Origin of the sequence: Bifidobacterium vansinderenii (assembly GCF_002234915.1) — a bacterium.
Taxonomy (GTDB): domain Bacteria; phylum Actinomycetota; class Actinomycetes; order Actinomycetales; family Bifidobacteriaceae; genus Galliscardovia; species Galliscardovia vansinderenii.
Map to the genome: position 1 here is coordinate 25,619 of NZ_NEWD01000005.1, position 26,102 is coordinate 51,720.

Sequence of the window (26,102 nt, forward strand, 5' to 3'; positions counted from 1 at the left end):
ACATCCCTCGGAGTAGTGGGGAGCCCTCCCTCAGTCCGCCGTTGGCGGACAGCTCCCTCCCTGGGAGGGAGCACGAAGAGATTGGGGAACGGGAAGGGGTGCTAGGCGACGTCGAGGTTGCCGGAGAGGAGAGCGCTCAATGAGTCCAGCGCGCGGGCGGCTTCCGGGGAATCGTCGGGGATGCTCAGCGTGACGGTGTCGCCGCCATCCACGTTCAGAGTCATGATCTCCAGCGCGCTGCCGGCGTCGGCCTCACCATCGGCGGTGGCGATGTGCACGTCGAATCCGGATTCCAGCACTGCCTGGGCGAACAGCGCGGCCGGGCGCGCATGCAGGCCGAGCGGGGTGCCGATCGTCACGGAACGGGAAAGCATAGCGGTCCTTTCTTTTCAATACCCGTCCGTAAGGTACCGATGCGAACAGGCAACACACAATTTCAGTTCATGAGGTCATGACACTGCCGGACATGACGCAGTCGGCATGGCCGTCACTTCGCCTTGCCGGCCACGCGCGCCACGTGCAACGCCAGATACGCCACCTCGTCCTCGGTGATGTCGGCGTCGAGCCGTAGCTCCAGCACCGACGCGATGCGCGACGCACACTGCATGGCCTCAGGATAGGAGTCGCGGATGGCCGCCACGATCGGATCGGGCTCGGATTCCAGCTGCTGGTTCTGGTGGATGCGTACGAACAGGTAGCGCAGATGCGTAATGAACCGTCCCACGTTCACCGACGCCTGATCGAGCGTCACCCCGTAGCTCTGTTCGATGATCGCCAGCATCTGCTGGATCACGCCCGTCATCGTATACGTATATGTCAGGTCGCCCGACGAAAAACCGGCGTTCACCAGATGCAGGCTCAGCGCGGTCGTCTCCTCGTCCGGCAGCACGCCATCGAGACGCTTGTTCAACGATTTGAGCAACGCCTGCGACTGCGCATACTCCTTCGGGTACAGGTTGCGCACTTCGCCCATCAGCGGGTAGGCGATGTGCACGCCGTTGCGGGCGCGGGCCACGGCGTTGTCCACGTGATCGGCGAGCGCCACGACGAGCGTGGTGCTGCCGAGCGCGGACTCGTCAAGTCCGGCCTCCTTCATCGATTCGAGGACCGAGCGAAGCGTCTCGGGCGGAATATCGGTGAGCATCTGCGCAAGATGGTCGGGGTCACGGCCGTCGGACGGCACGAACTTGCGCACCACGCTCGCAGGATCGATCGATTTGCCCGGCTTGCCTTGGAATCCGATGCCACGGCCGGTGAGGATCACCTCGCCACCGTCGTCGTCCTTGGCGAGCACGACGTTGTTGTTGAATACGCGAAGAATCTCCATGCCTGTTCCCTTTCCCCTTCGTACCGTTTCGTTCATTGTCGTCAGCGTTCCACTCTGATCGCCGTTTCTCCCGCGGACAGCATGGCGTCGAGCACGGGCGAAACCGTTGTCATCCGGCTACTGTTGGCCACGGTCATCACCGTCACCGCGCTGCATCCGGCCTTGACGATGCGACCGAAGTCGACCGTCGCCAACACGTCACCCGCACTCACCTGTTCTCCTTTGGACACCGCCATGGCAAAGCCCGTGCCATTCATTCTCACTGTACCAATACCGATATGCACCAGCACTTCAATGCCGTCGTCGGTTTTGATGCCGAACGCATGACCGGTTTTGGCCACGGTCTTGAGCGTACCCGATACCGGTGCGACCACGGTGGTTTCCGTTCCCTCCGCCGGCTCGCCCGCCGGCATGATGCCCACGCCCTCGCCGAGCGCGCGCGATGCGAACACGGGATCGTTCACGTCGTCGAGCGCGATCGTATGACCGGGAACGGGTGCACCAATACAAGTGACGTCGTCGTCCGGCGAGTTCAGCGTGACGGCGGATTCGGATTCGGGCGTCCCAGCCGAGTCAGCGGATTCGACGTCATCCGCAGGTTCGATGTTATCCGCAGGTTCGACGATCCGTCCGGGATCGGCAACGGCATCGTCATTATGAGCAACGGCATCGCGACCATCATCACGGTGATCATCGCGGCCGTCATCATCACGTCCTACGGAAGAGACGCCGGCGGCACCGCGCGCACGCATGCGCTCGCGCTCCTCCGGAGTGCGGTAGTCGAGCGCCACGATCAGCAGCATCGGCACAAGGAATCCCACGCCGATCGCAACCACGTACACCCACATCGGGTCGAACAGCGGAATCGTCAGCAGCGACGTGAACGCGAACGCGCTGGCGGTGACCACATGCACCACCGCGCCCGACGGCGTGACCGACGGGAACATGAGACCCAGCACGCCGATCACCACACCGCCCGCCGCACAGCCGGCGAGCATACGGCGATAGACCAGCCGGTAACGCAGATGAATGCCGTACAGGCTCGGCTCGGTCAGACCGCCAAGCAGACCGGCCGCCAGCGCGCCCGACGCCGTGGCGCGCATGGCCGCATTGCGTTCGCGCAACGACACGATGAGCACGCCGGCCGTGGACCCGAAGCACGCGAAATTCCATACGGCCATCGGCCCCTGAATGAAGTCGTAGCCGAGCAGCTGCACGTTCATGAGCATGAGCGCGTTGAGCGGCCAATGCAACCCGACGGGCACGAGGAACGGATAGATCAGCGGCAGCAGCACGGCGAATGCGAACGGCGCATGCACGCTCAGCCATGCCAACGCCGTGCAGATGCCGTTGCTCAGCCACACGCCGAACGGCCCGATCACGAATCCGGTGAGCGGCGTGATCACCGCCATGCATAGGAACGGCATGAACACCATGCGCATGTTCGCCGGCACCACACGACGCAGACCGTGGTAGAGCCCGGCGAGCGCCAATACCATGAGCAGCGGCACGAACACGTTGCCGCTGTAGTCGCTCACCAGCATGGGAAGGCCGAACACCGGCACCGTGCACGAGCGCGATCCCAGTGTGGCGTTGACCGAGCAGGAAGCGACCGGCAGATCCATGAGCCCCGTGTACTGCGGCGTCATGAACGCGGCCATGATCATGGCGCCCAGCCACGGATCCACCTTGAGTTTGCGCGACGCGTTGTACGCGACGATGATCGGCAGAAAGTAGAACACGCCCTTCCACATCGCGGTGACGAACATCCAGCCGGGCGATCCGACATCGGCCGTGCGCACGCCGAACGCGGCGACCAGATTGACGATGGCGATGACGATCGACGCGCCGAGCAGCACGCCGATGATCGGACGGAACGAATCGGACAGGTATTCGAAGAACCAGGCCAGCCAGCGTGTGCCGCGCTCGCGCAACGCCGTGGGTATGGGCGTGTCGGCAAGGGATGCGTCGGCCACGTTTGCGTTTGTGGTCACGGTCGTGGATTCGGTCGCAGCGGAACCGACGTCCATGCCGCCGAGGGGGGATCGATCGGCGACCGGCACCCCGTCGGATTCGTCCGCCATGCCGGGCAGCGCCATCACGGCGTGGTAGACATCCTCCACATCGCCGCCGATGACCACCTGGTACCGGTCGCCCTGACGGGGAAATCCGGCCAGAACCGCGGGATTGGCGTCGATCGCCGCCTGATCGACCCGTGACGCGTCGACGAGCTCGAATCGCAGACGGGTGGCGCAATGCGTGAGCCCCCGTACGTTGCCCGCTCCCCCGATGGCCGCGATGATCGCCCGCGCCGTATCACGTTCGCTCGCCATTGCCCGTTCTCCGTTCTCGCCGGTGTTCTCTCTGCGCATCGCCGGTCTTGCCTTTGATTCACCACAAACTTAGCCCGTTCCGCCGATTGCCGCACCGTCCCACGCCGACCTGTGCCATCCCACACCGGCGAAAGTCGTCGAAACGTCAACACGGCGTCGGCGTTTCGACAGGGATTGTTCATTTCATGCACGCGTTTGCGCCGTTTCGTGTGGCAAGATGGTGTCATGGTTGCTAAAAATGCGGGACTTCCCGCCACCCCAGAAGATCTGATCAACGTCGATGAGGTCATCGGCAAGTACTATGACCTCGTCCCCGACCCCTCGGTGCCCGAGCAGCGCGTGTCGTTCGGCACGTCCGGCCACCGTGGTTCCAGCCTGAAGACCTCGTTCAACGAGGCTCATATCGTCGCCATCTCACAGGCGATCGCCGAATTCCGCAAGAAGGACGGCGTCACCGGACCGCTGTACATCGGCCGTGACACGCACGCCCTGTCGGAGCCGGCGTGGAAGACCGCCATCGAGGTGCTCGTCGCCAACGGCGTGCGCGTGCGCATCGATTCGCGCGACGACTTCACCCCCACCCCCGTGGTCTCCCAGGCCATCCTGACGCACAACCGCGCGGCCGACAGCACCCAGCGTTTCAGCGGTGACGATCTGGCCGACGGCATCGTGGTCACCCCGTCGCACAACCCGCCCACCGACGGCGGCTTCAAGTACGATCCGCCGACCGGCGGCCCGGCTCCGGCCGAGACCACCAACGCGATCGCCGCCCGTGCGAACGAGCTGCTCGGCGACTACAAGTCCGTCAAGCGCGTGCCGTTCGAGCAGGCCGTCAAGTCCGATCTGGTGGAGCGCTTCGACTTCCGCGACCACTACGTGTCCGATCTGGGCAACGTGATCGACTTCGACGTGATCCGCAACAGCGGCGTGCGTCTGGGCATCGACCCGCTGGGCGGCGCCTCCGTGAACTACTGGCCGCTCATGAACGAGAAGTTCGGCCTGTCGATCGACGTGGTGCGTCCCGAGGTCGACCCGACCTGGCGCTTCATGACCATCGACCACGACGGCAAGATCCGCATGGACCCCTCCTCCACGTACGCGATGAAGGGTCTGGTCGACGAGCTCAACGCCGGCGCGTGGGACAAGTACGATCTCGTCGGCGGCACCGACCCGGACGCCGACCGTCACGGCATCGTCTGCCCGAACTGGGGCGTGATGAACCCGAACCACTACATCGCCGTAGTCGTCGAATACCTGTTCGGCGGCAACCGTCCCGACTGGCCGAAGGGCGCCGGCATCGGCAAGACGCTGGTGAGCTCCTCGCTGATCGACCGCGTGGCCGCCTCCATCGGCGCCAAGCTCGTCGAGGTGCCGGTGGGCTTCAAGTGGTTCGTCGACCCGCTGTTCAAGGGCGAGGTGGCGTTCGGCGGCGAGGAGAGCTCCGGTATGAGCTTCCTGCGTCGCGACGGCCGCGTGTGGACCACCGACAAGGACGGTCTGATCCCCGACCTGCTGGCCGCCGAGATCACCGCCAAGACCGGCAAGAACCCGGCCCAGCTGCATCAGGAGCAGGTGGAGCGCTTCGGCGAGAGCTGGTACAAGCGCATCGACACGCCCACCACGCTCGAGCAGAAGCAGAAGTTCGCCACGCTGTCCGGCAGCGACGTGACCGCCACGCAGCTGGCCGGCGAGGACATCACCGCCAAGCTGACCGAGGCTCCGGGCAACGGCGCCAAGATCGGCGGTCTGAAGGTGACGACCAAGGACAACTGGTTCGCCGCCCGCCCGTCCGGTACCGAAAACATCTACAAGGTGTACGCCGAGTCCTTCGTCTCCCCCGAGGCACTGGACAAGGTGCTCGACGAGGCCGGCGCCGTGGTCGACAAGGCGCTGAGCGAGTAGTCGCGTAATCGGTCGTCGAATCGATAACCGAGATACAAGCGAAATACGAAAGGGGTCTGGCATCGCAGTACGACTGTGACGCCAGACCCCTTTCGTATGCATTCGCGCACGTTTCGTCACCGTCAAGTCCGCGAACGGTCGGATACGATTACGTTCCGTCATCTCAACAGAACGAAACGTAATCGAAGAGCGTTGTTCGGTTACGAACCGTTTCGCGGCGTCAACGGAACGTAATCCGAAAGACCGCCTTTCCGTTCCGTCATCGTCCGGCGAGCAGACGGTCGAGCGCGTCGGACGGGTCGAGTCCCAGACGGCGACGGATGAGCCAGCCGCATCCCAGCGGCATCGCGGTCGCGGCGGCCACGCCGGCCGAACCGGCGGCGATGGTACGCGCATTGTCCTCGATCAGCGTGACCGTGCCGGCCTCGGCCAGGGGCTCGTCGTCGGATGCGGAGGAACGGCCGGCACGACTGCCGCCATTGTCGTTGCCGGAAGCGTCGTTCTTCTGCTGATCATCGGTCTTTTTCGCAGATGCCAATGATTTATTCCCGGTCGAACCGGACGCGGAGGCGGACGAGGCACCGCTGCCGCTGCCTCCGCTGCTCGACGTGGACGACGAGGAGCCGGAAGCGGACGATGCCGCCGCGCCGGCGGCCGTAGCCGCAGCGGGCGAATCGGCGGGAACGTCCACCGTGTACGAGGCGTCGAACTGCACGGACATCGGCAGCGTGACCTTGGCGAAGTCGCGCGCGCCACCTGCCGTGTACCAGTAGGCGGACTGTCCGGTTTCCATCTGGAAGTCGACGAACGACTGCGGGAACGATCCCCAGTATGCGGCGTTGCCGTCGTCTTTGGCCGCCTGTCCGCCGTGGTCGCCGCTTGCGGTCACCGCGACGCCAAGATAGTTCGGTGTGACAGTGAAGCCGTGCGCCGACTCGGCCTGGCTGAGGTTCACGCCCGTGATGTCGGCCACGTGGATGGTGCGCGGCGACAGCGTCACCCATTTGCCGGAGTCGGTCATCGAGGATCCGTAGCCGGACGCGGTGGCGGTGAGCGCGCCGTTGCCGTTCGCGTCGAGCGTGAGCGTGGGGTCGGTGACGCTCCAGTAGGTCATGCCGCCGTAGTAGGCGACCGTCCATGATCCCTTCCATGAGATCGTGACGGAACCGTCCGACGCCATGACGCCGGAGCCGTTGGCGATCACCACCTGCGATTCGGTGTTGATCGATCGGCCGTCGGCGCGCTTGCCCATGGTAACGCCATCACCGCTGCGGGTGAGGCATCGGCTGTCCCACGACGCGCGCACCCATTGGCCGGACGAGTTCGGCTTTTCAATGCTGACGTTGCCGTCCACGGCCTTGTAGAGATCCTTCGTCCAGACCCTGGCGGATCCGGTGTTGCCCGCCTTGCCCGCAGAGAGGAAGTTGCAGTCGCCGTAGTAGGATGCTGAGTTCGTCTCGTCGTTCATGCCCCAGCGGAGGGTGACGTTCGAATAGGTGACGGTGGCGTTGCCGTCGGCGTCTCCGGAACCGCCGGCGCCGTTCCCGCTAGCGTCGCCGCCACCGTTCTCACCGTTGCCGGAATTGCCGGAATTGGAATCGCCACCGGAACCATTGTCAGGACCGTTGCCGGAACCGGTGTTGTCACCGTTGCCGGAACCGTTCCCGCCAACATCGCCGCCACCGTTCCCACCGTTGCCGGAATTGTCTCCGGATCCGCCGCCGCTACCGTCGCCGTCACCGGGATTCGATGGCGTATCGGGCGCGGGCGCGGCCTCCCCCCACGTGATGCTGATGGGCGACGCCACCTTGCGCGGCTGAATGCTGTCAGAACCGCCGTCAGTGGTGTACCAGTACGACGTCTGTCCGGTCAGCTTGTTGAACGCCACCCATGTTTCGGGGAACGATCCCCACCATGCCGCGTTAGCGTCGGTCCGATCGGCCTGACCCTCCCCGACGTCCACGCCGAGGTAGTCGGGTTGTACGTCGATGCGTTCGTCGCCGAACACGATCTGATCGGCGTCGCCGTTCCCGGTTCCGGTCGTGAAATCGGCCAGATGAATGGTGGTGACCTCCAGCGTCGACCATTTGCCCGGATCATTGCGGTCGGCGCCGTACCCGGTGGCCGTGCCGGTGAGTGTTCCCTTGCCGTCCTTGATGTCGAGCACGGGGTCGGCGATCGACCAGTAGGTCATGCCGCCGTAGTAGACGATGGTGAACGACGCGTCCTTCCATGCGATGTGCGCGGTGCCGGCTGCGGCGTTCACCGTTCCCTCGCCGCCGGTCAGTCGCACGATGTTCTCGGAGTACGTGGGTTCGGCATCGGTCGCGCCCTGCGGTGTGAAGGTGAGTCCGCCGGTTCTGCCGCTGATGCTGGTGCCGTTGCGGTTCGTGCATCGTGTGTCGAACCCGGACACCTGCCGCAGGTCGCCGTTCGCATCGGGTTTGAGGATCTGCGCATGCGCGCTCTCATCGACCGTGCGATACAGCGGCTCGCCGTCGGTGTCGACGGAGTCGGCCGTCCAGATCGTGGCGCCGCCAGCGTTGCCCGTGGTGCCGGCGGACAGGGCGTTGCAGCCGCCCGCATACGATCCGCCGCCGCTTTCGGGATTCACGCCCCAGTCGAGCACGACGTCGGTCACCGTGGTATCGGTCGAGGAGGAGGACGAGGCGGCATCGGCACCGTTCGCCTTGGTTCCCGTGGCCGCGAACGCCGGCGCGATGGCGGCCACCGATCCGGCGCCCACCGCCACGACCGTGGACAGCGCGCAGATGGTCTTCAGTACGGTCCGTCCCAAACTCATCACGCCGCCCCCGTCTCGGCTTCGACGCCCTGCACGGCATTCCGCGAGCGCAGACCGCCGCCAGGCACGAAGATGGAGGGGCGGGCATCGGCGGTAACGGACGAGCCTTCCCCGTTCACCGTGACGGCCGTCTCGGCATCGGCGTCGGTCTCGAAATCGGCGGGCCGGCCTTCCGCCATAGCCTGCGCCTTGTCGGCCCGCGCCCGCTCCTTCAGCAGTCGCTCGTGCAGCTTCCGCCGGTGGCGTTCCGTCCTGATCTCCTCGCGGGCGCGCACGGTGGCAGCCCTGCGCTCGCGACGGGCCGCCTCCCGGTCCAACGCCGCCGGCGAGATGCCAAGCAGTAGCGCCTTGGCCGCCAGGTATCCGCCGATTCCCGCGGCCAGCGCGATGGTCGAGATTCCCAGAATGACCACTGCGGCCACCAGCAGCCAGCCGGCCACGCCCAAGGTCGGGATGCTCGTCGTCATGTCGTTCCCCCTGCTTGTCGTTGCGGAGTCCGCAGCCGATGCCGCGGCGTTCGTCGTGTCGTTCGTACCGTTATCTTGCGTGTTCGCGCCATCCTGCTGACCGGTGCCGGCGGCAGCCGACTGATCGGCCTGGTTTGCGTCGGACCCATCCGTGGTCTCGGTGGCGGACTGGCCGGCCGCGGACTGACCATTCGTGGCCTGGTCGTCATTCGTCTGCTGCGCCGATGATGAACCAAACGTCATCGGCGTGAATGTCTCGTTGGTGGCGTTGGCCACGCCGTGCGCGCCGATCGTGATGATGCCGCACTGCACAGCCGTGCAGTCGACGCTCACCGGATTGTTCGACCGGTCGACGCTGGTGAATTTCGCGCCGGGCACCGTGATCGTTGCGCGCCACGTGCCGTCGGACGCGATCTGCCCGCCGTTGGCCGCCGACGCCGTGGGATCGCCCGGGAACGCGACGAACACGTCGTACCCCGTCGGATTGTTCTCGTCGTCGGGCACGTACCGGTAGGTCTCGCCGGTCACGCCGCCCTTTGACGGCTTCCATGAATCCCCGTTCGGATCGCTGACCCATCCGAACAGCACGTAGATGCCGCCAAACCCGCCCTGCACCGACTGGAATCCGCTACCCGACAGGTCCACCGTGGTCGCGGCGTCCGGGTTCAGCGTGCCGCCCTGCACCGAAACCGACACCGTGGCGCCGGCCGCCCGCACGGGAACCGAACCCACCGTTCCGACCGTCGCCAGCGCGGCCAATGCGACCAGCATGGCGACCATCATCGCCGCCAGACGGGCGGGCGCCTTCTGCCTCATCGTCCTCGTCACCTTCATCGATCTCCTAACTCACACCATCGCTCGAGCCATTCGCAACGTCGGCTTCAGCGCCCACGCCATCACCCACGCCAACGCTGCATCGGCCATACACGTTGCGCGCCACCACCGGTCGCCCTGGCACGATGATCAGCCCGCCGTCCGGATGCCGCAGCACGTCGATCGGGCACTGGTACACGTCGCTGAGCAGCTGCGGGGTCAGCACCTCCTCCGGCGTGCCCAGCGCGCGCAGCCGGCCGCGCTCCAGCAGCGCCACACGATCCGCCCACGCGGCAGCCGCATCCAGAGCGTGCACGATCACCACCACCGCGCAGCCGGCAGCCGCATACTCGCGACCCACACGCATCAGCATCTCCTGATGCTTCACATCCATGGCCGCGGTCGGCTCGTCCAGCAGCAGGATCGGTGCGGTCTGGGCCAGCACGCGGGAGAACGCGGCACGACCGCGCTCGCCGCCGGACAGCGACGCGTACACGCGGTCGGCAAGCGCCGTCACCTCGGTCGTGGCCATGGCGTCGTCAACGATCACGTCGTCGTTCATCTCCTGCGCAGTGCCCTCCCACGGAGCGCGGCCCATGCGCACGATGTCTCGCACGGAGAACGGGAACGTCACGTCCACGGACTGCAGCAGCACCGATCGGCGCATGGCCAGCTCCGTGGAATCCCATACGCCGGCGGGCTTGCCGAACAGGGAGATCTCGCCGTCGGTGAGCGGCACGTCCCCGGTGATGGCGTTGAGCAGCGTCGATTTCCCGGCGCCGTTCGGGCCGACGAGCGCCAGCAGTTCGCCGGCACGCACGTCAAGGGCCACGCCCCGAAGCACGGCGCGCTCGCCGATGCTCACGCTCACGTTCGACAGTTCGAGTACGCAGTCGCCCGGTTTGGGCATATCGGGCGCAAGATGATCCGTGCGCCACGGCAGTGAAAGAGTCATGGTCATGCCCAGCCTCCCGACTTGGAGCGGCTGCGTCGCAGCAGCCAGAAGAAGAACGGTCCGCCGACCAACGACGTGAGCATGCCGATCGGCAGGTCGGCGAACGCGATGGTCGTGCGCGCGGCGAAGTCGGCGATCGTCAGCAGGAGCGCACCGCCCAGCGCGGACGCGGGCAGCAGCGTGCGATACCCCGGTCCGAGGATCATGCGCAGCAGGTGCGGCACCACGAGTCCGACGAACGAGATGATGCCGGCGAACGCCACGGCCGACGACACGAGCAACGCCACGGCCAGCATGGCGATGAACCGCAGTCGTTCCACGTTCACGCCGAGGTGACGGGCGGGGCGTTCGCCCAACGACAGCAGGTCGAGTCGGCGGGCCAGCGTCTGCACGATGATCATGCCGATCACGCACATGGGTGCCACGAGCGCCACCTGCTGCCAGCGGCTGCCGTTGAACGAGCCCATCTGCCAGAACACGATCTGGTCGCGCGCGCTGGTCGGCGCGGCGAACGTGAAGAACGCGATGAGTGCGCCGGCGATGGCGTTCACGGCCACGCCGGTGAGGATCAGCGTGACGATCTCGGTACGGCCGCCGCGACGGGCCAGCAGATACACGGCCACCGTGGTGCCCAGTCCGCAGACGAACGCGAGGAACGGCGTGGTGAACGATCCGAGAAACGTCCAGCCCATGAGGATCGAGCAGCTGGCGCCCACGGCCGCGCCCGACGATACGCCGACGGTACCCGGTTCGGCCAGCGGATTGCCGAACACGCCCTGCATCACCGCACCGGCCACGCCGAGTGCCGCGCCGACGACAACGGCCATGGCGATGCGCGGGAACCGCACGTTCCACAATGCCTCGTTGCCGAACGCGCGGGACGGTCCGTCGAGCCAGTGGATGCCGATGCGGTTGAGCACCGATCCGATCACCTGGTCGAAGGGGATGATGAGCTGGCCGAGTGATGCGGAGACGACGATCATGACGATCAATGCCACCGTCATGACGAGGAACGTGACGGCGGTTCGACCCATGCGCGGTTCGGCGGCGAGGCCGAGGTTTGCGGCGTTGGTTCGTATGTGATCGGCCCGCTGCGGGCGTTGTGTCGTTGCTGCGCTCATTGCGCATCCTCCTGATTCGGGGTCTCGTTCTGGGTGTCCGAGGGCTGGTACGCGAGGTCCGGTGCGTACACGGCGGTGGCGAGCGCGGCGAGCACCTGCGCGGTCTGCGGTCCGAAGCTCATGATTTCGTAGTCGCTCATGTCCACCACCCGTCGGTGCTCGCCGGCGGGGGTCTCCTTGATTCCAGGCAGATCGAGCATGCCGTCCACGCCGCCGGCCGATTCCACGCCGAGCGTCATGGCGAGGATCACGTCTGGCGCGGCCTTGATCAGGGCTTCGGCGTTGGTCGGGGACATGCCGGCGAATCCGACCTCCTTGGCCACGTCCACGCCGCCGATCGACTGGATGAGCGAGTCTGCGCCCGAGCCTTCGCCGAACCAGTAGTAGATCGACGTGCCGCGCACGTAGAGGAACACGATGCGTGGTCTGCGATCGGTGTCCTTGGGTACGAATCGTTCGTTGATTGCCTCGATGGTCTGGTCGATTTCGCTGTTCGTGCGTTCGACGAGTTGTTTGCCGAGTTCGCTCACGCCGAGCGCGTCGGCCACGGCCTGGATCTGCGTGCCGACGCCCTTGACGCCCTGATCGCTGACGAGCGGGATGAACACGACGGGGACGCCGGACTGGCGCAGCTGCAGCTGCACGTCGTACGGTCCGATGCTCGTGTCGGTGATGATGACGGTGGGCGACAACGCCATGATCGCCTCGGCGTTGAGATCCATGCCGTTGGCGGTCACCTTGGGCAGCTTGTCCATGCCGGACGAGCCGGTGGCGGTGTCGCGGCCGACGAGGTTGCAGCCAAAGCCGAGCGCGTAGACCGCGGCGGCGAGACCGCCGTTCTGGTTGAGCGCGAGGATTCGCGTGGTGTCGGTGACGGTCTGTTCAGGGCCGTCGGCACTGGTGACGGTGACGGGTAGCGTCTGCCGTTCGAAGGGCGCGTTGCTGACGGGGATGATCTGATCCGACCTGGTGTACGCGGTGGTCGGTCCTTCGATGGTGCGGGGGTTGCTGAGTTTTGCCGCGGTGACGTCGGGCAGTTCCGGCGGGTTCGGTTCGGTGGATGCGTCCGGCACGGTGCATGAGTCGAGACTTGCCTCGCTGATGGTGCCGATGTTGGCGCAGCCCGCCACGGACAGCAGGCATGCGACTGCGATCACCGACGCCAGCAGCGCACGGGCGCCACGGCGAAGATCGCGGCTCATATGTCCGATGTTCATGGATTGGATTCCTCTTCCTCAGAGCATGCGTTTGTAGTGCTCCCTCCCTTGGAGGGGATGTCATAGCGACTGTCGTGACGGAATAGTTCGGACGTTCTCCCTCCAAGGGAGGGAGATGTCACGACGCCCGTCGTGACAGAGGGAGGGATCCAGCACCTGAAACCAGGTGCTCCTGCATCCCTCCCTCAGTCCGCCTGCGGCGGCCAGCTCCCTCCCATGGAGGGAGCACTGCCTAGGCGTCAGTCGCGGCTCATGCGGCGGCGAGCGGCGAGCGCGATGCCCGCGCCAGCGACGAGCACGACGGCGGCGCCGAACACGCCCAGCACGGCGGAGCCGGTCTTGCTCAGCGTGGCGGTCTTCTTGGCTGTGTTGTTGGTGTTCGCGCCGTTCGCGGCATTGGTGTTCGTCGAGGTGGACGAGCCCGTGCCGTTGTTCGCTGACGTGGATCCGGTCGAACCGGAGTTGCCGTTGGTGGTACCAGTCGATCCGTTGCCGTTGTCGGCAGAGCCGTTGCCGTTGCTATCGTTGTCGCCGTCGGTGTTCGGGGCGGCCACAGTCACCGGCATCGAGGCGGACACTGCGGTGTCGTCGATGGTGGCCTTAATGGTCACGGTCACAGCGCCGGACTTGAGTGCGGTCACGGTGGCCTTGTCGCCGGACTTGGCGGCAGTCACCTTGGCCACGGCGGCGTCGGAGGACTCCCATGCGACGGTCACGTCGTCGGTGTTCTCGCCGGCGATCACGGCGTTGACGGTCGCCTTGCCGTCCACGTCGAGCTTGAGCTCGGTGATGGCCTTGCCGTCGGCGTCGGCGAACGTCAGCTTCGGGGCGATCGGCGCGGGGGCCACGGCGGCGTCGGACTGTCCGGCGGCGCTGGTGCCCTTGGCGTTCTTGGCGGTCACGGACGCGGTGTATTCAGTGGCCGGATCCAGCTTGGAGAAGGCGTGCTGGAACGTGTTGGCGTCCACGTCGGCGGTCAGGGCGGAGGCCTTGACCTTGGCGGCGGAGGCGTCCTTCGGGGTGAGGGTCACGGTGTAGCCGGTGATCGCGGAACCGCCGTTGTCCTCGGGCTTCTCCCAGCTGACGAGCAGCTCGTGGACGGCACCCTGCTTCACGGTCACGTTCTGCGGGGCGGACGGCTTGGTGGCCTCGGTGGGGGTCACGGCGGCGGAGGCGACGGACGGGGCCGACGTGCCGGCTTCGTTCTTCGCTACGACGGTTGCCGTGTAGGAGACGCCCTTGGCGGTCAGGCCGTCGAACGTGGCGGAGGTGGCGTCGGCGGCCACGTCACGCGTGATCGGGGCGCCGGTGGACGGGGTGAGGGTCACGGTGTAGCCGGTGATCGCGGAACCGCCGTCGGACGGCACCTTCCATTCCACCTTCACCGATCCGGCGGCCGGCACGGATGCGGTCGGCTTGGCCGGAGCGTCCGGAACCTGGGCCTGGGCCTTGAGCGCGATGGGCTTAGCGGTGTCGAGACGACGGTCGGTCAGCGACAGTCCGTGCGCGGCGGTGGTGCCCACCACGTAGTTCTTGCCGTACTGGAACGTGTCGGCGGGGATCGTCACGGTGGTGGTGAATTCGCCGTTCTTGATGTCGGCGGCCTTGATCCAGGCGGCCTTGACGAAGTCCTTGGCGCTGGACGGGTTCTGTCCGGCGTTCCACACGTCGGTGTCGGCGACCACCACGTAGGCGCCGTAGAACGCGGCGCCGCCGGTGAAGCCGGTGCCCTTCACGGTGAAGGTGGTCTCCTTGGACGGGTCGATGTTGGTGGTCGGCGTCACGGTGATGGCCGGGGTGGAGGTCGGGTCGGCGTTCGGTGTCACGGCGTCGGAGGACGGGGATGCGGCCGACGTGCCGACCTCGTTCTTGGCGACCACGCTGGCGGTGTACGACACGGCCGGCGCGGTGAGCTTACCGAATGTGGCGGAGGTGGCGTCGGCGGCCACGTCCTGCGTGATCTGATCACCGGTGGACGGGGTGAGGGTCACGGTGTAGCCGGTGATCGCGGAACCGCCGTCGGACGGTGCCTTCCACTCAACCTTCACCTGGTACGGGTCGGCCATGGTGCCGGCCACGGTCGCGGTCGGCTTGGCCGGTGCGGCGGGCGCGGTGGCCTCGGGTTCGGCGGCCTTGAGGGTCAGGGCCACGGCGTGGTCGAGGTTGCGGTTGGTCACGGACAGCATGTGCGCGGCGAACGTACCGACCACGTACTCCTTGTTCGGGTCGAGCGTGTTGGCGGGGATGTCGAGCGTCTGGGTCCAGTTGCCGTTCTTGTCGAGGTTGGCGTAGCCGTCCTTCGGATCATTGGCGGGGCGCACCCACTTCTGGATGGCGAAGGCGCTCTGGTCGGTCGGGACCTTGCCCGGCTCCCACACGGACTTGTCGGCGATCACCACGTAGGTGCCGTAGGCGGCGCCGGAACCGGTGTATCCCTTACCGGTCACGGTGATCTGCTGGTCCTTGGTCGGGTCGATGACGGTCGGGTCGGCGGACAGCGTGCCGACGTTGCCCACCTTGCTCGGGTCCTCGGCGGTCTTGGTGGTGTAGGCCACGGTGATCGGAGTCGGGGCCTTGGCCTTGGCGTTAGCGTCGGAGGAGCCGCTGTTGTACCAGTAGGAGGCCTGACCGGTCTTGTCCTGGAAGGTCACGAAGTCCTGCGGCCAGGAGCCGCCGTCGGGGGCTTCGGTGGTCTTGATGGAATCGTATTCGGGGGTGACGGTGAAGCCGGTGTCGGTCACCTTCACGTTCTTCAGCTCGGCGATGGTCTGGTTTTCGGCCACGGGCAGCTTGCTCCAGGTGCCGCCACTGCGGTCGGTTCCGTAGCCGGAAAGGTCGGCGGTGAGGGTGGCGGTGCCGTCGGCGTTCACCTTCAGCTCCGGGTCGGCGGCGAACCAGTAGGTCATGCCGCCGTAGAACGCCACGGTGAAGGAGCCCTTCCACGTGATGTCCGCGGTGTTGGAGGAGGCGTCGATGGTGCCGGTGCCCTTGCTGAAGTTCACGGTGGCGCCGGTGGAGGTTCCGCTGCCGCCCATATACGGCTGAGCCGCGGCGCCACTGGCGGTGAGGCACTTGGTGTCCCAGGTCGGGGTCACGGTCAGGTCGCCCTTAGCGTCGGGGTACGTGATGCTCACGTTGCCGTCCGTGGCCCGGAAGCCGGGCTTCGGATTGTCGGCGGTCCACGCGGTCATCGCCTTGCCCGTGTCGCCGGCCTCGCCGGCGGAGATGAAATTGCAGCCGCCGGCCCATGCGCCGCCGCTGGCGATCTTGCTCAGGCTCCAGCTCAGCGTGGCGTCGCTGGTGGTCTTGGCGGTCGCGTCGGCGGCGGACGCCACCGGTACGATCAGTCCGGCGCCCATCGTGGCCGCTGCGACCACGGAGGCGAGCGCCGCGGCTCGTTTCCTGCTGTTGAAGAACACTGGTGTTCCTTTCTCATTCCCCAGTGCCCGCTTGCGAAGCGTCGGCATCGTCGCAATGGTGTCATTGCGACGACGTGCATCCGTCGTTTCCGGTCATGGATCGGTGATCCCCGACCGTCAGATAAGACCTGATGTCCGTCGTCCGATGATTGACATGAGACATTCGGAGCCACGCTTCCACGTCTGTGAAATCCACGAATCGTGGTCGCACGGCAGATCCGAGGTGTTCCATGTCGGGCGGGCATCGGCGTCAGCGCTCCGACAGGACGATCCCGGCATGCATCAACCATCGACCCGTCGTCGGCCGTCACCGACTTCGTGTTTTTTCGTTTCGGCCATCGGTTCGCGCCGTCGTGGGGCACGATCCGCTGGTCCAAGCGTCGGTTCAGTCGCCGGCTGGTGCCGTCGGCTCGGTCGACCGCGATGATCATGACGATCCTGCGGGATATTCCAACACTGCATGTTCCACGACCGTCGCCTCGACTGCTCAATGTGTGTATGACAGGCGCGGTTCGTGAAGAACACCCGCACGATACGACGAGAAAATTCCCATTCTCAAGTCTTGATTTTCTCAACGGGTTTCCGTAGTCACGCGCGCGATATCAAGAATCATTTCCAAAATCAATACCTGTGACAAACCTCACATTCACAGCCTTCTCCGTCACTCGCCCGTCTGTCCGGTACACGCTTCGGGCTTCTCGCTAGCCAATCCCACCCTCATTCGTTCCCATTCCATCCGTATACTCTCATCCTTCGCCCATTCCGCCACTCATAATCTCCCTCGCATCGCATCCGTTCTCGATCGTTACGGCCTGTCTGCCACATGCATGTGTCAAACAGGCACCGAAGCTCACTGTTCGGTGCTTATGTGACGCATGCATACGTCCCACAAACACCGAATCCCCCTCTTCGGGGCCTATTCGACGCATACGTGCGGCAAATAGACCACTAACGCACAATTTCAATGCTTATCCGACGCACGCATGCAACGGATGAGCAACAAACACAACGGCTCGGCCACGTTCGACCACATTGTCCCCCAGCCCTTGCCACCCATCACCATATCGCCTTAGCGTTTGCACATGAGAACACATGCATCTACCGAACAGCTCCTCAACGAAGCCGAGCACGGGCAGCGCTGCGCCATCGGCACCACCGACTTGCAACGCAAAGCCCTCCGTCGGCGAACACAGGCAGCACTTTTGATTTCCCCGTACCGTAACCTCTATGCACGGGTCGAGTATTGGAACACTCTGACGCCAATACAACGACACCTGCACATCGCACGAGCACTGTCCCTCATGCACCCCAACTGGATATTCGCCGGACTCACCGCCGCATGCGCATACGATCTTGATCATTCCTACGCCCTCCATCACAGCATGATCATCTGCATCGCCAGCGCATATTCGCCGTCACCGCATCAATCCCGTCAGCTGAAGCGCATATACATGCGCAACGTCAATCACACACGAACGTCGTCAATCCCCGTCACCGATATCCATCGCACGCTCATCGATTGCGCGACGCTGTTCCCCTTCGCCGACGCGCTGCCGATGTTCGATTCCGCGGCGCGCAAGGGGGTGTCGATAGTGGGTCTTCCCGATCGTTGCCGCACGCTTGGCATCGACAGCGCGAACGTCACGGCACTCTGCACGTACACGGATCCGTTGAGCGAGAACGGCGGTGAGTCGTTCGCCCGCGCGACGATCATCCAGCTGGGGTTCGTCGTGCCGCGACTGCAGAGACCGTTCGCGAATCCCGCGAATCCAAGCGCACCGCTGCGCGCGGATTTCACATGGGAGCTGCCCGGCGGCGTCATCATCGTGGCGGAGTTCGACGGCATGGGCAAGTACGTGATGACCGACACGAAACGCAGCAGCATCCAGGCGAAGGTGCACGCCGAACGCGAGCGCGAGGATCAGCTGAAATCGCAGGGCGTGACCACGATCGTCCGGTTCGAGTTCGAGGATCTCACCCATCCGGAACGATTGGAACGCAAGCTGCTGCAGGCGGGCGTACCAAAGCGGCAATGAACGTCACCTGAACCTCTCATGCGCTGCGCAAAGAGTGTCAATACCGGATCCCGTGCGCCAATCACGTTCGTATCCTCACGAAACACTCAGCATATGCGTACGATACATTTCCCGATCGCGACGGAACGTAACCGAAAGCACCGATCCCGTTACGTTCCGTGACCGACCAGCACCGTAACGTAATCGGAGGAAACGCTACGATTACGTTTGGTCAGTATCATGGTACGGAACGTAATCGAAACCTGCAGCATGATTACGTTCCGTTGCAGACCCGCAGCGGAACGTAATCCAAAGCCAATCCTTGATTACGATACGTTCGCGCATGGCAACGGAATCGACCGTTACTCATGATTACACTCCCAACCGATGGACGAAAAGACCGCCCTCGTTCCATAACTCGATGAGCCCGTTTCGAGAATGGCAGACGGTAGGGTGGAACGCATGACGATTACGGTTTCTACAGACGGCAGCGCGCTGGGCAATCCGAATGGACCGATGGGATGGGCGTGGGCCGACCACGAGGCACATGCGGGCGGCCGACCCGGACACGAGCACGGCGGCGACTGCGATGCGGGCGGCGCCACGAACGGCACGAACCAGATCGGCGAGCTGTGCGCGGTGCTTGAGGCGTTGCGCGCGCACCCCGGCGAGGAGCCGCTGGTGATCGAGACGGATTCGCAGTACGCGATCAACTGTTCCACTAAGTGGGTGCACGGCTGGAAGCGCAACGGCTGGAGGAATTCGCAGAAGAAGCCGGTGAAGAACGCGGCCGTGATCAAGGCGATCGACGTGGAGATCTCCAAGCGTCCCGGTTCGGTGAAGTTCGTGTGGGTGAAGGGCCATGCGGGCAACGCCGGCAACGAGAAGGTGGACGAGTTGGCGCGCACGTACGCGGAGGACTGCCGGTCCGGCGTACGCGACGGGTACCTGCCCCGCGAGGGTTGGGAGTCGCTGCTGGCGTCGGAGTATTCCAAGGGCACGGATGTGCCGGCCGACGCGCAGATGCTCATGGACGGGCAGATCACGGCGGCGGAGTACCACCTCGGTCACGGCGAGGATACCGGCGGCGTGACCGGTGGAGACGAATCCGGCGCAACGTCCGTCGGCGCGCGGTCCGCGACGACATCCGGGAAGACCAGGAAGACGATGTCCGATACCGATCGACGCAGTTCCGACGGGAAGACCGGCGAGCGCGAACGCGACGCGGATTCGCTGGCACAGCGTCTCGCCGGCAGAGAGGGAGTGCCGGAACTGGCCGACTTTTCGTCGGGTTCGTCGGCAACCGAGTCGAGTGCCACGGCAATGTCGACTGATTCGACGAATACGTCGAATGCCACGGTGAACGTCAGCATGGAAAGCGGACGGATCGGCGGGACGGACGACGGCACCGCTCACGCGGCGCGAGTCACTGCAACAACGGAAGCGACTTCGATGGCGACCACTCTGGGGGATAATTCCCACGACATGCGAACGATGACCGCCGTTCATCAGACGGCAGCGCCGACCCAGCAGCAGCCGCATCGCGCGACCGGTACTGGACTGCACGCGTCGGGCCGAGTGCGTATCACGCCGCCACCGTCGAGCAGTCCGTCGTTCTCCGGCGGCACGATCACGATCAGCGGCACAATCACGTTCACCGGCACCGTGGACGCCGACGGCTACATGCAGCTCGACGGCGACGTGACGATCATGCCGCACCGCTGAGCCGGCATCCCCTCCGTCAGCCTCCGCCAACCACCGGAGTGCCAACCGCCGGCACTAACCGACGCCCCGACGTTCCGCCTATACCGTCCACGTCATCCCCCGAAATTCCACGCGGCCGCCTAGACTGGGCAGAGAACACATAGAACGTTCAAAACCGATCGCTCAGACGCACATATCGCGAAGGAGAAGACATGGACAAGGCACAGCAGGACGCACTGAAGAAGGCGGCGGGCATCGAGGCCGCCAAGCTCGTTGAGGATGGCATGATCGCGGGTCTGGGCACCGGTTCCACCGTGCGCTTCCTCGTTGACGAGCTCGGCCGTCGCGTGCAGGAGGAGGGCCTGAAGTTCACCGGCGTGACCACCTCCCGTCGTACGCAGGAGCAGGCCGAGAGCTACGGCATCAAGATCGTGGACGTGGACGATGTGGACCACATCGACGTGACGATCGACGGCGCCGACGAGGTGGACAAGAACTTCAACGGCATCAAGGGTGGCGGCGCCGCCCTGCTGTGGGAGAAGATCGTGGCCATCAACTCCAACAAGATCGTGTGGATCGTGGACGAGTCCAAAGTGGTCGACACCATCGGCAAGTTCCCGCTGCCCGTCGAGGTGATCCCGTTCGGCGCCGGCCACGTGGTCAAGAAGTTCGAGGCCAAGGGCTACAAGCCGGTGCTGCGTCTGGACGCCGACGGCAAGGAGGTGCGCACCGATGAGAACAACTTCATCGTCGACCTGCACCTCGAGCGCATCGATCACCCGCAGGATCTGGCCGAGGATCTGATCAACACCGTGGGCGTGGTGGAGCACGGCCTGTTCCTCAACATGGTCGACACCGTGATCGTCGGCGATCCGAACGGCCCGCGCGTGATGACCAACGGCAACAAGTGATCCACTGACCAAGCGATCACACGGCGGTCGGTCGATGACCGGCTGACCGCCAAACCGCGAATCGCATCGAATCCGAATCGCATCGGGCAAGCGGCACGATTCGCATACACGAAAGCCCCGGACCACAACCAAGTGATCCGGGGCTTTCCCATGCTGTTCAGCTGCTCGCAACGGAGCGCAACACTACTTGCGCTGGTGACGAGTCTTACGCAGCAGCTTGCGGTGCTTCTTCTTGCTCATCCGCTTGCGGCGCTTCTTGATGACGGAACCCATCTGAAGCCTCCATTCTATAGGTATCGAAAAGATTGCAACTTGCCCAATAGTACTACGGCTTTCGGACGAACACCACGGAACTCCCACACTTCACCGCAAAACAACGGCAAAACGTTGGAAAACCGCGGCGTCAAGCGGCATTACAGCGGGAACTGCTGGTAGAACGACAGCACCGCATCCTTCGGACCGGTCACCTGAAACACCGCCGTATCGTTCTGCCACACGGCCACGGCCTGCTTCTTGTCCGATGCGTCGGTCTTCACCACGTACGTGCCGGTGTTCGCGCCCGACACCTTCACGTTGCCCTGCGCCAAGGTGTCGCCGGTGAGCGCACCGGCCACCGCATCGTACTGCGTTTTGGCGGCGTTCGCGTCGGACCACTGTCCGACCAGCACGGTCAGATCCTTCGCCGTGTCACCGGTGGAATACGTGACCTTGTATTCCTCCACCGGATTGGCGGATGCCCAATCCTGAGCGGCTTCGGCACCGGTGCGGGCGTAGTTGGTCACGGAGTCGGGAGCGGCCTTGAGCAGGTCGGTGGCATCGGTCGGCAGCGCGCTCGCCTTGATCGTGGGCGTAGCGGCCGCGGACTGAGTCTGCGAGGCCTGACTGGAACCATCCTGATTCTTCATCGCCCATCCCGGCCAGATGAAGGCGCTGGCCAGCGCCAGCAGCACGACCACCGCCGCAATGACAACGACAACAAGACGACGACGGGAGGAAGTGGAATTGTTATTCGGATTAGGCATACGGCGATTCTCTCACGGCGTTAGGACGCTCACTGCCGCGGGTTCCGCCCTGTTTCCCTAGTGTGATCACACTAGGGATGCACGCCACGGCATAGTGTGATCACGCCAAAAGACATGCGTAATGTCAGACAACGCCAATAGCGTGGATGCCATGGCGAAATCCTCAACTCAGTACCTGTGCTCGGAATGTGGCTGGAGCGGCGGCAAGTGGTTCGGCCGATGCCCGGAATGCGGCCAGTGGGGCACCGTCGAGGAGTTTCACGAGGCGCGGCCGAGCTCGCGCACACGTGCGGCGAAGATCACGGTGACGGAAACCGGCACGGCGTCCAGAGGTGGCGCGCGCAGCGGCATGACGAACGATGCCCCGGGCGTTAGCACTGGCGCCGGCATCGGCACGGTCCGCACGTCGCGCACGTCCGCCGTGCACGTACCGGACAGTCTGATCACGCCGATCACCGATGTGGACGATCACGACGTGGATCGCATCGGCACCGGATTCGAGGAGTTCGACCGCGTGCTCGGCGGCGGCATCGTACCCGGATCGGTGGTGCTGGTGGCCGGCGAGCCGGGCATCGGCAAATCCACGCTACTGCTGGAGACCGCGGGACGTGTGGCGGCCGGCATCGGCGGGAGCAACTCGGAACGAACCGCCAGCGGAAAAGCCGGCAACACCGGCACTACAGGAGACTCAGGCACCGTCGATCTCACCGATCTCACCGGCAAGGTCCTCTACGTCTCCGGCGAGGAGTCCACCGCCCAGGTGCGTATGCGCGCGGGACGCATCGGCGCGGTGAACGAGAATCTGCTGCTGTCGTCCACCACCGATCTGGCCACCGTGCTCGGCCTGCTCGAACAGGTCAGTCCGCGGCTCGCCATCGTGGATTCGGCGCAGACCATCACCTCGCAGGACGTCGACGGCATCGCCGGCGGTTCCACACAGGTGCGCGAGGTGGCGAGCGCGCTCATCGACGTGGCGAAGAGCCGTGGTATTCCCGTGCTGCTCGTGGGTCATGTGACCAAGGACGGTTCGATCGCCGGCCCGCGTACTCTCGAGCATCTGGTGGATGTGGTCTGCCAGTTCGAGGGCGATCCACAGACCGCGCTGCGCATGCTGCGCGCGGTGAAGAACCGCTTCGGCCCGACCGACGAGGTCGGCTGTTTCGACATGAGCGGCGAGGGCATCGACGAGGTGACCAATCCTGGTGCGCTGTTCCTGTCCGACGCGGGTGATTCGGATGCGCCCGGCGGCACCGAGGGCACGTGCGTCACGTTCACCGTGGACGGCCACCGCAGTCTGCCGATCGAGGTGCAGGCGCTGGTCACGAATTCCGTGCTGCCGACGCCGCGACGCGCCACGAACGGCATTGATTCCAACCGTCTGGCCATGCTTGTGGCCGTGCTGTACCGGCATGGCAAAGTGCCGCTGCTGACGAACGATCTGTATATTTCCACGATCGCCGGCGGACTGGCGAAGGAGCCGTCGTGCGATCTGGCGGTGGCGGCCGCGTTGGCGAGTGCCGCGTTCCATGCGCCGATTCCGCGCGACTGGGCGGCGATCGGTGAGATTTCGTTGACTGGTCAGGTGCGCCCGGTGCCGCGATTGGAGTATCGATTGCGTGAGGCGGCACGACTCGGGTTTACGCATGTGGTGGTGCCGAAGCGTCGCCGCGGCGCCAAGCCGATCGCCGTGGACGGCATCACCGTGATCGAGGTCGATTCCCTCCCCCGCGCACTACGAGCTCTTGGCGTCGAACGCAAATAGCGTGCGACCGCCTCCCCGATCTTCCTCCCTCTTGAGAGGGAGCCGCCAAACGACAGCACCCGCCGCTCCTTCTTCCTTCCCCTCGAGGGGAAGGTGGCACGCAAAGCGTGACGGATGAGGTGCCCGACCGCTAAGATCCGCACCTCCACCGCGCAGACCCCGCCCTACTGCACCGTGATCGTCACCGGCGAGGACTTGATCTTCGGATGGTCCTTCACCGACAGCATCGCCACATACGTGCCGACATCCACCTTCGAGCGTGCGCTCTCCGCCTGGCATTCGCTGCCGGTGCTGTTCGTGTTCCACGCGATCGTCTGCGAATCCTTGTCGGAGCCGGTCATGAGCAGCTGCCGCGACTCCACCGGGCACGAATCCGACCGCCATACCGTGTTGTCGCCGGACGTGATCGTGAGAATGCGCGACGCGTTCGACCCGTCGATTACACAGTCGCGCTTGCTGTCATGCTTGATCACGACCTTGAAGTTGACCTTGCTGCCCTGCGCCACCGTGGTCGTGTCGGCCGTCAGATCCAGCGACACGTCCGACGCCGTACAGCTGGGGATGCCTGGATTCTTCGACTTGGTCGAACTGGCGGACGCGCTCGACTTCGTGGATTTCGACGCCGACTTGCTTGACGTACTCGACGACTTGGATGACTTGGTCGACGTGTCAGTCGACGCACTCGCGCTCTGCGACGTCGATGAGTCGGCCGATGCTCCGCTTACGGCCTGCACGCCACGGACCACGCCGTACACCAGTCCACACAGCGCGGCGATCACGGCCAGCAGTACGATTACCGCCACGATGCGACGACGGCGATAGATTTGCTGCTGCTTCTTGCTGATCTTGCGCACCGGTTTCCGAGCCGGTTTTCTGGTGAATTTCTGCGAGGATCCGTTCGACGTGTTCTTCCGCTGTGCCATAGCTATCGAGTGTAATCGGACCCGTTCCGGCCTATTCTTCCAATACGCTCAACCCCTTTGGCTCCCCCTCCTTGTCACCTTCAACAGCTACCCGCATACAATTCCCGCAAAGGACTCGAAGCTTCCGGCTCCCCTCCCCACCGGAGGGGAGCTGTCTACGCAGCAGACTGAGGGGAGGAGCCGCTTATCAAACAGCCAGAATTCCCTCCCCACTCGAACACCCCGGGCTCATAACACTCCCAGCCATATAACCTCACCGCGGCAACCGCAACGCCCCACCCGGCAGCATCTCGATCAGCCCGTCCTCATCCAACGAGGCGATACACGCGTCCAACTGCACATGATCAGTCCACAGCCGCTCGATCCGCTCACGTGAGACCACGCCACCGCCCGTAGCCTCACGCAGTGCACCAAGCACGATGCCCCGCACCTGACGATCCGTGCCTTGGAACCGCTGGCGGGGACGGGTCCGCTTCTCCCCCAGCCCCGGCAGCCCGGCCTTCAGGAACGCGCACTCCTCTGACACCGGGCATGACTCGCACAACGGTTTCTTCGCCGTGCACACCACCGCACCGAGCTCCATCACCGACTGATTCCAAGTCACCGACTCCGCGGTATCGAACGGCAGCACGTCGGCCGCAAGATCACGCTCGGCACGGGTCGCCGCACCGCCACGGGATTCCTTGCCGAGAAACACGCGAGACAGCACGCGACGGATATTCGTATCGATCACCGGCACGCGACGACCGAACGCGAAACTACTCACCGCGCTCGCCGTATAGTCGCCCACGCCGGGCAGGTCGAGCAGCTGGTCATAGTCGTCGGGAATCTGATTGCCATACCGTTCCGCCACCACGCGGGCGCACTCCTGCAATCGCAGCGCCCGACGCGGATAGCCGAGACGCCCCCACGCGGTGATCACCTCGGCCGTGGATGCCTTGGCGAGCGCAGCGGCGTCCGGCCATGCTTCCATCCATGCGGTCCAGTACGGCACCACACGGCTCATCTGCGTCTGCTGGCTCATCACCTCGGAGACGAGCACACCCCATGGCGTGGTGCGACCGAACCGCCACGGCAGATCGCGCGCGTTCGCTTCCCACCACGCAGCCAGCTTCAGCCGGACCTGATTGCGCTGCCCGACCATCTCATCGTTCTGTAGTTCGCCCATCATTCCCTGCACCATCTTTTCCCTATTTCCGCTCCATCAGTCCCGATATGCGCCTCTTGCACGACCATGCTCGCCGCAGACCGCGAGTTTTGTGGTCTTCAATCAAGCAACCATGCCAAAATCCCCACGATTCCGCAAATTTCCCGCCGATTTTCTCTCTGCGACCAATACGAAAACCACAAAACTCGCACCCTTATGCACAAGGAGCCACATATTCGGGGGGAAAACATCAAGATCCCC

The 26,102-nt window shown here is 64.7% G+C and carries 18 protein-coding genes; 5 read left to right on the forward strand and 13 right to left on the reverse strand.

All coding sequences use genetic code 11. The annotated features are described in order from the left end of the window. Positions 1–101: 101 nt before the first annotated feature. The 3 genes from Tam10B_RS02820 to Tam10B_RS02830 form a co-directional block, all read right to left on the reverse strand. Positions 102–374 (reverse strand): HPr family phosphocarrier protein, encoded by a 273-nt coding sequence (locus Tam10B_RS02820; RefSeq protein WP_093959758.1) that lies wholly within the window; start codon positions 372–374, stop codon positions 102–104. Between the two features lie 113 nt (positions 375–487). Further along, on the reverse strand, positions 488–1,327 hold the full coding sequence (locus Tam10B_RS02825; RefSeq protein WP_093959759.1) for a PRD domain-containing protein: 840 nt from the start codon (positions 1,325–1,327) through the stop codon (positions 488–490). Between the two features lie 41 nt (positions 1,328–1,368). Beyond that, positions 1,369–3,660, reverse strand: coding sequence for a glucose PTS transporter subunit IIA (locus Tam10B_RS02830; protein ID WP_093959795.1), 2,292 nt, complete (start codon positions 3,658–3,660; stop codon positions 1,369–1,371). 225 nt (positions 3,661–3,885) lie between these two features. Between Tam10B_RS02830 and pgm the strand changes: the two genes are divergently transcribed. After that, positions 3,886–5,562, forward strand: a complete 1,677-nt coding sequence (pgm, locus tag Tam10B_RS02835) for a phosphoglucomutase (alpha-D-glucose-1,6-bisphosphate-dependent) (RefSeq protein WP_093959760.1) — start codon at positions 3,886–3,888, stop codon at positions 5,560–5,562. A gap of 259 nt (positions 5,563–5,821) precedes the next feature. Here the strand turns inward: pgm and Tam10B_RS02840 are convergent, their stop codons facing one another. The 6 genes from Tam10B_RS02840 to Tam10B_RS02865 all read right to left on the reverse strand — a co-directional run bounded on the left by Tam10B_RS02840 (position 5,822) and on the right by Tam10B_RS02865 (position 16,357). Next, entirely contained in the window at positions 5,822–8,365 is a 2,544-nt protein-coding gene (locus tag Tam10B_RS02840; protein ID WP_093959761.1) for a hypothetical protein, read from the reverse strand. After that, positions 8,365–9,648 (reverse strand): hypothetical protein, encoded by a 1,284-nt coding sequence (locus Tam10B_RS02845; RefSeq protein ID WP_143248512.1) that lies wholly within the window; start codon positions 9,646–9,648, stop codon positions 8,365–8,367. The genes Tam10B_RS02840 and Tam10B_RS02845 overlap by 1 nt, the downstream gene beginning before the upstream one ends. Positions 9,649–9,673: 25 nt before the next feature. Next, positions 9,674–10,606, reverse strand: a complete 933-nt coding sequence (locus Tam10B_RS02850) for a heme ABC transporter ATP-binding protein (protein ID WP_198947508.1) — start codon at positions 10,604–10,606, stop codon at positions 9,674–9,676. Next, positions 10,603–11,721 (reverse strand): FecCD family ABC transporter permease, encoded by a 1,119-nt coding sequence (locus Tam10B_RS02855; protein WP_093959763.1) that lies wholly within the window; start codon positions 11,719–11,721, stop codon positions 10,603–10,605. Before Tam10B_RS02855 ends, Tam10B_RS02850 begins: the two co-directional genes overlap by 4 nt. Further along, positions 11,718–12,938 carry a heme/hemin ABC transporter substrate-binding protein gene (locus tag Tam10B_RS02860; RefSeq protein ID WP_198947509.1) on the reverse strand — a complete coding sequence of 407 codons (1,221 nt, stop codon included), beginning with the start codon at positions 12,936–12,938 and terminating at the stop codon, positions 11,718–11,720. The genes Tam10B_RS02855 and Tam10B_RS02860 overlap by 4 nt, the downstream gene beginning before the upstream one ends. 239 nt (positions 12,939–13,177) lie before the next feature. Next, entirely contained in the window at positions 13,178–16,357 is a 3,180-nt protein-coding gene (locus Tam10B_RS02865; protein WP_093959764.1) for a fibronectin type III domain-containing protein, read from the reverse strand. Between the two features lie 1,082 nt (positions 16,358–17,439). Between Tam10B_RS02865 and Tam10B_RS02870 the strand changes: the two genes are divergently transcribed. From Tam10B_RS02870 to rpiA, 3 genes are all read left to right on the forward strand, one after another. Next, the gene (locus tag Tam10B_RS02870) at positions 17,440–18,393 is read left to right on the forward strand and encodes a hypothetical protein (protein ID WP_143248513.1); all 954 of its coding nucleotides are present in this window, start codon (positions 17,440–17,442) and stop codon (positions 18,391–18,393) included. Between the two features lie 441 nt (positions 18,394–18,834). Next, positions 18,835–20,097: a ribonuclease H family protein gene (locus tag Tam10B_RS02875; protein ID WP_093959766.1), complete on the forward strand. Its 1,263-nt coding sequence runs from the start codon at positions 18,835–18,837 to the stop codon at positions 20,095–20,097. Between the two features lie 191 nt (positions 20,098–20,288). Next, entirely contained in the window at positions 20,289–20,987 is a 699-nt protein-coding gene (gene rpiA, locus Tam10B_RS02880) for a ribose-5-phosphate isomerase RpiA (protein ID WP_093959767.1), read from the forward strand. Positions 20,988–21,170: 183 nt separating this feature from the next. On the opposite strand, the gene Tam10B_RS02885 is transcribed toward rpiA, so the two are convergent. Both Tam10B_RS02885 and Tam10B_RS02890 read right to left on the reverse strand, forming a co-directional pair. Then, on the reverse strand, positions 21,171–21,260 hold the full coding sequence (locus tag Tam10B_RS02885) for a 30S ribosomal protein bS22 (RefSeq protein ID WP_004268639.1): 90 nt from the start codon (positions 21,258–21,260) through the stop codon (positions 21,171–21,173). Positions 21,261–21,400: 140 nt separating this feature from the next. Beyond that, positions 21,401–22,009 carry a hypothetical protein gene (locus Tam10B_RS02890; protein WP_093959768.1) on the reverse strand — a complete coding sequence of 203 codons (609 nt, stop codon included), beginning with the start codon at positions 22,007–22,009 and terminating at the stop codon, positions 21,401–21,403. Positions 22,010–22,160: 151 nt separating this feature from the next. Between Tam10B_RS02890 and Tam10B_RS02895 the strand changes: the two genes are divergently transcribed. Next, positions 22,161–23,771 carry a DNA repair protein RadA gene (locus tag Tam10B_RS02895; protein WP_093959798.1) on the forward strand — a complete coding sequence of 537 codons (1,611 nt, stop codon included), beginning with the start codon at positions 22,161–22,163 and terminating at the stop codon, positions 23,769–23,771. A gap of 164 nt (positions 23,772–23,935) precedes the next feature. Here the strand turns inward: Tam10B_RS02895 and Tam10B_RS02900 are convergent, their stop codons facing one another. Beyond that, entirely contained in the window at positions 23,936–24,694 is a 759-nt protein-coding gene (locus tag Tam10B_RS02900) for a hypothetical protein (protein WP_093959769.1), read from the reverse strand. A gap of 253 nt (positions 24,695–24,947) precedes the next feature. After that, positions 24,948–25,862: an HhH-GPD family protein gene (locus Tam10B_RS02905; RefSeq protein WP_093959799.1), complete on the reverse strand. Its 915-nt coding sequence runs from the start codon at positions 25,860–25,862 to the stop codon at positions 24,948–24,950. Positions 25,863–26,102 lie beyond the last annotated feature (240 nt).

Excerpts from the sequence above, each read along its gene's own strand:
- Tam10B_RS02820 (WP_093959758.1), bottom strand. The coding sequence starts at position 374 with ATGCTTTCCCGTTCCGTGACGATCGGCACCCCGCTCGGCCTGCATGCG.
- Tam10B_RS02825 (WP_093959759.1), bottom strand. The coding sequence starts at position 1,327 with ATGGAGATTCTTCGCGTATTCAACAACAACGTCGTGCTCGCCAAGGAC.
- Tam10B_RS02830 (WP_093959795.1), bottom strand. The coding sequence starts at position 3,660 with ATGGCGAGCGAACGTGATACGGCGCGGGCGATCATCGCGGCCATCGGG.
- pgm (WP_093959760.1), top strand. The coding sequence starts at position 3,886 with ATGGTTGCTAAAAATGCGGGACTTCCCGCCACCCCAGAAGATCTGATC.
- Tam10B_RS02840 (WP_093959761.1), bottom strand. The coding sequence starts at position 8,365 with ATGAGTTTGGGACGGACCGTACTGAAGACCATCTGCGCGCTGTCCACG.
- Tam10B_RS02845 (WP_143248512.1), bottom strand. The coding sequence starts at position 9,648 with ATGAGGCAGAAGGCGCCCGCCCGTCTGGCGGCGATGATGGTCGCCATG.
- Tam10B_RS02850 (WP_198947508.1), bottom strand. The coding sequence starts at position 10,606 with ATGACCATGACTCTTTCACTGCCGTGGCGCACGGATCATCTTGCGCCC.
- Tam10B_RS02855 (WP_093959763.1), bottom strand. The coding sequence starts at position 11,721 with ATGAGCGCAGCAACGACACAACGCCCGCAGCGGGCCGATCACATACGA.
- Tam10B_RS02860 (WP_198947509.1), bottom strand. The coding sequence starts at position 12,938 with ATGAACATCGGACATATGAGCCGCGATCTTCGCCGTGGCGCCCGTGCG.
- Tam10B_RS02870 (WP_143248513.1), top strand. The coding sequence starts at position 17,440 with ATGAGAACACATGCATCTACCGAACAGCTCCTCAACGAAGCCGAGCAC.
- Tam10B_RS02875 (WP_093959766.1), top strand. The coding sequence starts at position 18,835 with ATGACGATTACGGTTTCTACAGACGGCAGCGCGCTGGGCAATCCGAAT.
- rpiA (WP_093959767.1), top strand. The coding sequence starts at position 20,289 with ATGGACAAGGCACAGCAGGACGCACTGAAGAAGGCGGCGGGCATCGAG.
- Tam10B_RS02885 (WP_004268639.1), bottom strand. The coding sequence starts at position 21,260 with ATGGGTTCCGTCATCAAGAAGCGCCGCAAGCGGATGAGCAAGAAGAAG.
- Tam10B_RS02890 (WP_093959768.1), bottom strand. The coding sequence starts at position 22,009 with ATGCCTAATCCGAATAACAATTCCACTTCCTCCCGTCGTCGTCTTGTT.
- Tam10B_RS02895 (WP_093959798.1), top strand. The coding sequence starts at position 22,161 with ATGGCGAAATCCTCAACTCAGTACCTGTGCTCGGAATGTGGCTGGAGC.
- Tam10B_RS02900 (WP_093959769.1), bottom strand. The coding sequence starts at position 24,694 with ATGGCACAGCGGAAGAACACGTCGAACGGATCCTCGCAGAAATTCACC.
- Tam10B_RS02905 (WP_093959799.1), bottom strand. The coding sequence starts at position 25,862 with ATGGGCGAACTACAGAACGATGAGATGGTCGGGCAGCGCAATCAGGTC.